This is a genomic window from Paenibacillus sp. MZ04-78.2 (genome assembly GCF_024213375.1).
Lineage (GTDB): Bacteria > Bacillota > Bacilli > Paenibacillales > NBRC-103111 > Paenibacillus_G.
In genome coordinates this window covers 1-3,860 of the sequence record NZ_JANAVJ010000094.1, presented here as the reverse complement: position 1 = coordinate 3,860, position 3,860 = coordinate 1, and the positions used below count along the sequence as shown (strand labels likewise).

Below are 3,860 nucleotides of genomic sequence, written 5' to 3'. Positions count from 1 at the left end.
AGTATATGAATTGTTGCACCGCCTGTTGTATTGGCGAAAACCACTCTTTTCTCCGCCAAATAGTGAGGCGGCGAACAAGTAGATTTTATTGAAAGATATGCAAAAGATTCCAAAGACATTGTGTCAATTCAATTTTTAGATGCTGTCAGACCTCAACCAAGTAAAACATTGATACCACAACCAGAAGAAGATAAAAAGAAAGGTGTATCTACTTCAAAAACTCAAAATCCAGCACAAAATCCAGCAGCTACCTTAAACTCAAGTTTCAACGCAGCTACGGCAGCCGAATGGGCATACAATAACTATAACAGATACAGCACTGATTTCCCGGCATTTACAAAATGGGGAAGCGATTGCACGAATTTTGTTTCACAAGCCCTATATGCAGGCGGTTTGTCCATGACAGGAAATTGGTATATTTACAAAAAAAACAGTACTTATTTAGTTCCTGAGAGTGCAGAACAATTGAACTATAGTTGGAACCTTTCCGATCCAAGTCCGTGGACAAGCGTTAAAGAATTCTTTTCGTTCTGAAGAGGGAAATACGTTTTGGGTACTTCTCGTGAAAATTATGAAGAAAAACACAAAGATATTTTTGATAGAGGTATCTACAGAGGTGACGTAGTAATATTTTCCAAAGGTCTTTCCGGTTGGATAACTATAGCGACACATGTAATGATCATAACTGAGTACGATTCAACGAATAAAGATTTTAAACTTGCAGGTCACTCTAACGAAAGACAAGCGTATCCCCTTTTAGATGCAATCAAGTCTTATTCTAACATAGATTTCTACAGTTTCAGATAAATCTAAAAGGAAATGACCACTAGACAGCAAAGTAAAATTCTCCTACCCTTGATTTTAGGTCTTGAGCGGCGATTTTGATTTTGTGGAACAATGCAAAAAAACGGCTCTTGTTCGCATCTTTGCGGCAAGGGCCGTTTTTTTAACTGCCCTCTGCAAATTGGCGGAGGTTTTTTTATTTTGTTTGGATCCCCCAGCTCGTTCAGTCGGGCCGACCAAGCGAACGACCGGCGCTAAGGCGGGCAAGAACGGCCCACCTAAGCGCCGGTACGTTCCATTGGCCGTCTGATCCTCCTTTGCGTTCCGAAGCTTTTTTGAAGGGATTATGAAAGCAAGGGCAGGGGTAGAAGGAACGTTCCCGGCTGCGCCAGGAACTCGGCCCATTTTTGGCTCTCTTGCCGCTTTCAATACGATACCATAGCCCTTCGGCACGACAAGGGGTACGCTCCGCCGCTGCGGCATATGCTCCCTCCCTTCGGTCAGTCCGCTATTCCTCGCGCCCCTTGTCATGCCGAGGCGTCCACTCCACTTGTCTCCGCTTTGCTACGCCAAATGGAGCCTCCGGGACGCCGATCGGGCGAAGCCTATTCGGGGAAGCTGTTATGGTATGCGTGAGCCAAGCGGCAATTGATACGGTTGGTAGAGAAAAAGGGTTCTTTTTCCGACAAGGTGGTGCATCTCAGCCAGCGTTTAGATCGGTACATTCTGATGGCTCAAAAGTCTTCTTTTAAGTCGAAGCTGAAGGTGTGTGGATGATGCAGTATGGAAAGTTATTGGTCGGGGGAAGTGAAGAGCGGATTGTCTACCTTGCCTGGATCGGCTTGATCTTTGAACGGCTATACGGCATTAAGGATTTGCACGACGCAGTCAGGCATCGACAGGTGCCGGGTTTGCCGCCCGAAGGTTGGCCGAGTTTGGCTACAGCGACAAGGAAGTTGAGAATCTTTTACGGAGTGATTGTTTTTTATCGAGCGAACAAAATCGGACACTAGAAATATAACCGCCGGTGGGTACTCTAGTTGGCTCAGTCATTATAGCGAATTTACACGTTAAGCTTCCTTTTTCCTAATTGATATTGAAAAAATGCAATTAGAACTTCGGTTATAGCCAGTACAATCAATATTTTTCCAATCGAGAAAATGGCTATGAATCCAGAATAAAAGAAGCGCGGCGGCCTCCAACACCATGATTCTCTTATATATGTTGTTAGAATGATTATTTTTTGTAATATATTTATTTTTTTACAAATTTATCATTAACTTTGCTTGAGATAGATCGTTATATATGTAGTAGAACGCGTGTCTTAGTAGGGCTAGATCAATTCCCAACAACAGGCTCGATTCTGAACTATTCAAGCACTTATGTAGGAGCAAATAAGTATCAATACACCTACACAAAGTCGGATGCGAGCATCAAATCGGATAGTTCCCACGGACTTAGTAGTTGCAACAGCAGTATGGCCATTAGAACCTACACTAATTTTGACAATTCTTCCGTTAGCCTAACGGAAAACTCCAGTTACTGGGTCCCCTCTGGGACAACTATCGTTGGAAAAAATAGTGGAAGCAACTGGAGTACTAACTTGACTACAAGTTTTAGTGTAAACGTTGACAATGAAGGTTACGTGCAGCCTGCCGGGAACAAATGTTTTGGCGGTGGGTCTGTAAAAGATTCGTTCACTATTTCGCATTAAAAAATCCTTAGAAAGTAGGGAATAGGTATGAAAATAAACAAGTTAACCGTAGTGATGAGCGGCGCTTGCTTATCTTTATTACTAATCGGCTCTGCATTCGCTTCTACTGCTTCTAACGCTTCTAGTGTATCCACGTCCAAGACAGGGATCATTAGTTCAAGCTTTGACGATCTGAAAGCAAAGCTTGAACAAGAAAAAAGCAACAAAAACGTAGCTTCTGCTGCTCCGTTAGCGCAGGGTGAAGATTTTCAGATTTCCAGACTTTGTTTTTTACAAAAGCAATATCGATATGATTAACAAGCTCCAAAACAATAAGAATGCCCTATCCTCTATTTCGGATGATGCACTGATTGATGAAATGGTGAAGAAGGAATTAACCGTAAGTCATGCGAAAAAATTAGGAATTCAAGTTAGTGCTCAAGAAGTTGACGCAGTGACCCAACAGGAAAGGTCTTTGCTTAACAATCCTTCCATTACGGGAGAAGATAACGAAACGGTGCGCGAAATTATGAAGCATCGCATTCGAATCACTGGTTTATCAGATGAAGAATTTTGGAAAAGTAACGAAACCAGAAAAGAATACGAAAAAGCACTGTTGATGGGCAAATTGTTCGACAAACTGGTTGCAGAAGGAAAAATTGAAAAAGACGGTGCGAGCTTTGGCGTCTTCCAAAATAGTCTCCTTGTTAGTTCTAAGGGGAAAGTAACCGTCAACAAAAATGCACTGAATAATTAAATAATTTCTCCCCCTTACAGCTCTCTCAACTGTAAGGGGATTTTTGTTTTCTAAAGAAACTGCAAAATATACATGACAATAAAAATGATGGAACATATTGCCGCAATCGCAAAAACAAAGTAACCGAAAAGTCGAAGAACACGCGGCATCTTTTTCATATCAACTTTATTGGTTGGCACTCCCATAATGCTCCTGTAATGTTCCGTCACCGAATTAAAGGAAGGTATCTCGTGATTTTCATTTTTCACTTCTTTTTCGTTGTTTTGTTTCATAGGACATTACTCCTTTTTTTGTAACATGAACCTTGAACGAAATCGTGCAAGGGAAATCAGAAGGAACACGGCCTTCACTTCTATAACTGAATTGAACTTTAATAACTGACGTGGTAATTTTTTACTCCCCCCATCTCGAAAAGCATACCTATAGGGACAACTAGCATTGAAACGTCCCAAAAGTAAATATACATGGAATTTTAAGCGAGCGGAAATATATTGCCTGGGAGATCAGCACGGACGTGATAGTCCAGAACTAAGCATTGCGTTTAGTGTTATAAACGTAAGCGTCAAATCCTCCACACCTAGAAAAACGACGGGATTCATGAGATCATATACGTAACTGATTACGACG

At 41.7% G+C, this 3,860-nt stretch carries 4 protein-coding genes and 1 pseudogene; 4 read left to right on the top strand and 1 reads right to left on the bottom strand.

Annotation, left to right across the window (positions count from 1 at the left end):
- Nucleotides 1-120: 120 nt before the first annotated feature.
- From NLX71_RS26025 to NLX71_RS26010, 4 genes and pseudogenes are all read left to right on the top strand, one after another.
- Nucleotides 121-807, top strand: a pseudogene (locus NLX71_RS26025) (amidase domain-containing protein).
- A gap of 624 nt (nucleotides 808-1,431) precedes the next feature.
- On the top strand, nucleotides 1,432-1,560 hold the full coding sequence (locus NLX71_RS26020) for an aspartyl-phosphate phosphatase Spo0E family protein (protein WP_302058457.1): 129 nt from the start codon (nucleotides 1,432-1,434) through the stop codon (nucleotides 1,558-1,560).
- A 964-nt stretch (nucleotides 1,561-2,524) separates the two neighbouring features.
- Complete coding sequence (locus NLX71_RS26015) at nucleotides 2,525-2,794, top strand: hypothetical protein (RefSeq protein ID WP_254366697.1); 270 nt, start codon at nucleotides 2,525-2,527, stop codon at nucleotides 2,792-2,794.
- The gene (locus tag NLX71_RS26010; RefSeq protein ID WP_254366695.1) at nucleotides 2,787-3,233 is read left to right on the top strand and encodes a SurA N-terminal domain-containing protein; all 447 of its coding nucleotides are present in this window, start codon (nucleotides 2,787-2,789) and stop codon (nucleotides 3,231-3,233) included. The genes NLX71_RS26015 and NLX71_RS26010 overlap by 8 nt, the downstream gene beginning before the upstream one ends.
- A 50-nt stretch (nucleotides 3,234-3,283) precedes the next feature.
- On the opposite strand, the gene NLX71_RS26005 is transcribed toward NLX71_RS26010, so the two are convergent.
- Nucleotides 3,284-3,505 carry a hypothetical protein gene (locus NLX71_RS26005; protein ID WP_254366693.1) on the bottom strand — a complete coding sequence of 74 codons (222 nt, stop codon included), beginning with the start codon at nucleotides 3,503-3,505 and terminating at the stop codon, nucleotides 3,284-3,286.
- Nucleotides 3,506-3,860: the final 355 nt, after the last annotated feature.

Bases quoted from the DNA above. Each gene is read 5' to 3' on its own strand.
- NLX71_RS26015 (WP_254366697.1), top strand. From the start codon at position 2,525: ATGAAAATAAACAAGTTAACCGTAGTGATGAGCGGCGCTTGCTTATCT.
- NLX71_RS26010 (WP_254366695.1), top strand. From the start codon at position 2,787: ATGATTAACAAGCTCCAAAACAATAAGAATGCCCTATCCTCTATTTCG.
- NLX71_RS26005 (WP_254366693.1), bottom strand. From the start codon at position 3,505: ATGAAACAAAACAACGAAAAAGAAGTGAAAAATGAAAATCACGAGATA.